The sequence below is a fragment of the Actinomyces sp. HMSC065F12 genome (assembly GCF_001814535.1).
Classification (GTDB): domain Bacteria; phylum Actinomycetota; class Actinomycetes; order Actinomycetales; family Actinomycetaceae; genus Pauljensenia; species Pauljensenia radingae_A.
On record NZ_KV816984.1, the window covers coordinates 1 to 5,613 of the forward strand.

Consider the following 5,613-nt stretch of genomic DNA (forward strand, 5'->3'; position numbering starts at 1 on the left):
GTACGGGGGTGAGACCTTAAACGGTCTCACCCCCTTACTCACATAAAACCTCAAACCACAGGCGTGCTACCGGGACAGAGGTCAATAGGCTATTCGTCCCATACAGTGCGTAATATCGCCTGCGTAGTGTATACACTCGCCTGTAAAGCCGTTGTCCGCGAATGGTATAGTATACGGGTGCCCCACGGACGAGAACGAAGTCATAGTGCGTCGGAGGATATGGGCGGCCACAAGTCAATACTGACTTCATTGGGGCCATTGAGACTTCCAGAATGTCCCAGGACTAGTTGGAGGAAGGAAAATACATGCGTATGCCACAACCCGCCACCGAACCAAAACGCGCTTTGCGTCGTTCTTGGGTTACGCTATCAGTCGTAGCTTTGGTAGGAAGCGCGCTTGGAGTTGCACCAAGCTTTATCGCCCCGCAGTCAGCTGCTGCGGCACCATTTACCGGCGGCATCCGCGAAAAATCCGGAGCGATTGAGAAGGATGCTCAGCTGGCCTCGGACTTGCCGGCCGGTTCATGTGTTGTTGAAGACTCGGCCCCGTCTGGCAGTCAGGCAGGCTTCACTTGGAATACATTGGAACCGAGCGCCACCAGCCCTTCTAAGACCGCTTGGGGATTGAGTCTTTCCTTCGATAACTCGAAGGACCGCACGTTCGCTGATTGGATTTTTACTAATTCGGGTCGCCTCTCCGCGTTTTTGAATGCGGCTCCTGTGTCTTCTCTGGACGCTGGCAAGGTCCTTTTCGACGGTGATGGGTTGGTTACCCACAAGGCCGATGAAGACATTCAGATTACCGGAAAAGGGGCTCAAAGGGCCCTTGTGCTTGTAGCGGACTTGACGGAAGATAAGGTAAGTCAGTACGCGCAGGCTGGTTCCGAAAATCCCGTGCGCTACGCGTGGAAGAGTGACTACACGCAGGAAAATACCTCGCCAGGTGGTGCCAAAGCGACGAAAGGCAGCAGTGTTTATTTCTCCGCAGTTGTGAATCCGTGGCCAAGCGAGAACATCGAATGTAACCCGATTACGGTGTCTTGGGAAAGCTTTGAGAAGCACGTGATCGTCCCAGGCGAAGAGACCAAGGTCGGTAAGATCAACATCCCGGCTGTGAGCGGCCAGGGTATGGATGACTCAATGTCCCGTATGGTCGTGGAGGCCTACGACGGCAACGGCAAATTCATCGGCACCTCGGACACGGAGGCGTCCGGTGGTACTCAGAACCCGCGTATCGACGAAACGACCGGCGAGATCTTCTTCACCTGGCCTGAGTACCGCGGTACGGGCCTGGCCACTGACAAGAACGTGAACTTTTCCGTTCTGGCAAAGCCGCGTAGCGTGGACCAGCTGCAAGCTGCTAGCGAAAACAACGACCCGGATGGAGAACCTAAAGCGTTCGAAAGCTCCAACTCGCTGAGCCGTTACAACAAGGCAAACGTCATCGACTCCAAGGCGTTCTCTCTGGACGACACCGAGTATCACAATCCGCAGTATGACAAGACCGATGCCTCCATCATCTCTGGCGTCGATAGCGAAACTGGCCCGTTGGCTACTGCGCCGCAGAAGGTCGTCTTCACCCAGACCCCTGATCTGATTAAGGAACTGAAAAAGAAGAAGGCTGACGGCGGCTTCGAGGCTAAGGTCGAGTTGGACGAGAAGTACGTCTATGAGGGTTGGACCGTTGAGATGGACGGTGACTACAACGTCACCGTCACTGCTCCAGAGAACCCGAAACCGGGTGCTTTCGCGCAGCCGAAGATCACGGTGGAGTACTCTAACGGCTCCACTGACGTGCTACAGCTTATGGTAGTTGTTGATCCGAACAACACGCAGGTGACCGACCTGGTACGCCCGGGCCTGTCCAAGGGCAAACTCAACCAGGAAATCACGTCCCAGGTGGGCACTAGGTCCATCATGAAGGGCCACGAGCCTGTCCACCCGGCCAAGTTCGAGATCGACCCAGCCACCATTCCAGCCGGCTGGACCGTGACCGTCGATGAGACCGGTAAGGTCACCGCGAAGGCAGATGACACCGTTGTCCCGGGCACGATTATTACGCCGAAGCTCAAAGCTACCTACCCGGACCAGACCACGGATGAGATCGAGGTCCAGTTCCAGGCGATCGTGGACATCAAGATCCCGAACTATGACACGGTTGCGGGGCAGCCAAACGCGAACGTCAGCCTTATTCCGGAAATCCCGGAGCGCGGTCTGAGTGGTAACACGTCAGATGAGGCGCCGCAGCGCTACACCTTCGAAGACGGCACGAACGAAACCACTCTTACCAGCAAGGACGGTAAGACATGGACCGTTTACGTCGACGAGAAGACTGGCGAGATCACAACCACGATTCCGAAGGGAGCGCAGGAAGGCGACATCCTGAACGTTCCCGTCCAGGCCCACTACAGTGAGGAAGGCAAGCAGAAGCCGCAGACGGTTATAGGCACTGTCGTCGTCATCAAGGGTGACTTGAAAGCGTCATACGACGTCCAGGTGACCGGGCCGAATCAGGCCGTCGACCACCATGTTGATGGTGCTCCAGACGGCTCCACGTTCTCGTTCGGCTACGCGGACGGCAAGCCCGTGCTGACGCAGACCACGGATAACGGCTGGAAGTACACTATCGATCCTAATACCGGTGTGGTTTCCTCCACTCCGCCGGCCAATTCGAAGCCGGGTGACAAGAACACCGTTACTGTCAAGGTGAATGCGCCTGGCGGTCTGACCACCGAGGTTCCTGTAACCACAGTGGTGAAGTTGATGAACAACTGGGAGTCCAACCCGGTTATCCCGCCGAAGACGGTGTACCCGGGCGACACGGTGACATCGCCGCTGGCAATCGAAAAGCCGGAAGACATCAAGGTTGCTGAGAACAAGCCTTACGAGATTGCTCCGTTACCGGAGCACATCACTCCGACCGGCGACACGAACGAGTTTGGCAACCCGACCTACACGCTGAAGACTGATAACGGCGACTGGATCGTTAGCTTGGATAAAGATGGCCACGTCATCTCCACCGCGCCTAAGACCGCGAAGCCGGGTGACCAGGTCAAGGTTCCCGTAACCGTGACTTATGAGGACGGTTCTAAGGACGTCACGTCCGCTGTGGTCAACGTTGTTAAAGTTCCGGAGCGTGAAGTCCCGTTCAAGGTCGAGTACAAGTACGACGACACCATTCCTGCCGGCGAGTACAAGGTTGAAACTAAGGGCGTGCCTGGCGCTGAGAAGATGAACGCGGACGGCACGTGGGAGGGCACCAAGGCGCCGGTCAACGAGGTTGTCCTCGTCGGTACCAAGCCTGCTGAGAGCGCCAAGGACGTGACCTGGACGGTTCCGATCCCGTACCCAACCGAGGTTCGCGAAAACCCGGATCTAGCCCCTGGTGAGACAAGGGTTGTCCAGGAAGGTGAGAACGGCGAGAAGACCTACACCGCTAAGTTCACCGCTAAGGGTTCCGAGGCTCAGGTTGCAGAGGAACAGACCACCAAGGATGCGAAGCCTCGCATCATCGAGTACGGTCCACGCTTGGGTGCTAGCGAACTGGTCACCACGGTGAAGAAGCCTGTCCCGTTTGAGACTGAAGTTGTCTTCGACGACACTCTGGCAGCTGGTAAACAGAAGGTTGACCAGGAAGGAAAGCTTGGCGAGGACACCGTAACCTCGACGCAGAAGCTTGTTGATGGAAAGCCGAACGGTGATCCAGTGGTCGACACCAAACGCACTGCAGAGCCGGTCAAGCAGATCATTCGCGTTGGCACCAAGACCACCGGCACTGAGACCTCCGAATACGAGGTGGATGTTCCGTTCGAAACCGAGATCATCTTCGATGACACGATGGATGCTGGCAAGCAGGAAACCGTGCAGGAAGGTGTTCTTGGCAAGGATAAGGTAACCACTACCCGGACCATTGAGAACTCGCAGGTTGTGGATACCAAGACCGAAACCAAGCGCGTGGCGGAGCCGGTCAAGAAGATCATCAAGGTCGGCACCAAGGGCAAGCCTGCCTCAACCATGGTTGAGTGGACGGAAAAGACTCCGTTCGAGGTCGAGGTGCGGGTCAACCCTGAACTGAAGCCTGGTGAAACCAAGGTTGTTCAGGAAGGCAAGCAGGGCGAGATCAAGCACACCGTCACGGTGAATGTTGAGAACGGGGAGGTCTCCAAGAAGGATTCCTCCGAGAAGATCAGCGATCCGGTTAAGCACATCGTTGAGGTTGGCCCTGCCAAGACTCAGACAACGTTGACGGACAAGCACACGGAGAAAACTCCGTATGACACTGAGATTGAGTTCGATCCGAACCTCGAAGTTGGCAAGATTGTTGAGGACCAGGCCGGTGTATTCGGCGAGAAGGAAATCACCAAGACCTGGAAGCTCGAGAATGGAGAGCCGGTAGGCGATCCGGAAACGTCCGAGAAGATCATCAAGGATCCGACAACGCGCAAGCTACGCGTTGGCACCAAGTGCGTCTGTGAAGATCCGACGGACCCAGCTAACCCGTCTGACCCGACGCAACCTGGTGACAACCCAGGTGAGACAACGCCGGGCACGACGCCAAGCGACAAGGTGACTACTCCGAGCACTGAGGGCAGCAAGTCTGCTAAGTCGGGCGTTCAGAGCGGTTCATCACTGGCCCGCACCGGTGTGAGCGTCGAGGGCACACTAGCAGCGGCCGCAGCGTTGCTACTGGCAGGCGCAGGCCTCACCGCGATGCGCAGGCGAAACTCCCAGCGCTAAACGAGCAGTAGCGAGCCTTAGGGTAATAGTGACCGGAGTGTACGGCATAATGCCGTACACTCCGGTCACTATTACCGCCGACTACAATGCAACGGATAAGCCGGCTGCGCCTGGCGTAACGGTTACTCCTGCGTTTAGCGGTGACCTGTCAGCTCTGCCTTCGAAGGTTGAGTGGCGTGACTCCAAGGGCACAGTCTTAAAGACCTGTGAACTTGACCAGTCCAAGGGCATCAAGGCTCAGGTTGCAGCTTGCACCTTTGATATCCCCGAGACTGCCAAGAAGGGCGACTACTTCAACGTGGTTCTAGTTTCTGGTGGTAACGATGTGTCCGCATGGACTGTTCTGGTGACCAAGGAATCAGACGAATACGAGCCTGCGTATGAGGGTAAGTTGGTTGTTCCTGGTAAGGAGACCAAGTCGTCCCCGACCTTTACTGGTAAGGATGGTAAGGGTGTAGATGTTCCTGAGGGTTCGAAGTTCTCGATTGGTGATTACAAGGCTCCTGAGGGCTATGTAGTGACGATCGATGAGAACACTGGTGAGATTACGGTTACGTTCCCGGATGGGTCGAAGCTGAATAAGGACACTGTTGAGGAGTTTGATGTTCCGGTTGTTGTGACCTACCCGGATGACTCGACGGACACGGTTGAAGTTACTGTGACTGTTGAGAAACCTGACACCAAGACTCCGGACTGGAAGGACGGCTCTGGCGAACCGGGTGGCAAGGTCGTAATCCCGAACGATGGCGGCCCTGTTGAGGACGGTACGACGGTCAACACCGACGGCCCCGGCAAGGCAAAAATCGATGGCGACGGCAACCTCGTTGTTGACATCGACGACAACGCTAAGCCTGGTGACAAGATCGTAGTTATCGTC

At 56.2% G+C, this 5,613-nt stretch carries 2 protein-coding genes; both read left to right on the forward strand.

Going from position 1 to position 5,613, the window contains the following annotated elements:
- Positions 1-305 precede the first annotated feature (305 nt).
- A complete protein-coding gene (locus tag HMPREF2975_RS07135) occupies positions 306-4,736 on the forward strand; it encodes a G5 domain-containing protein (protein WP_070726783.1) in 4,431 nt (1,476 codons plus the stop codon).
- 28 nt (positions 4,737-4,764) lie between these two features.
- The coding region (locus tag HMPREF2975_RS07140) for a YPDG domain-containing protein (RefSeq protein ID WP_227469314.1) at positions 4,765-5,613 on the forward strand (849 nt) is incomplete at its 3' end.

Excerpts from the sequence above, each read along its gene's own strand:
- HMPREF2975_RS07135 (WP_070726783.1), top strand. The coding sequence starts at position 306 with ATGCGTATGCCACAACCCGCCACCGAACCAAAACGCGCTTTGCGTCGT.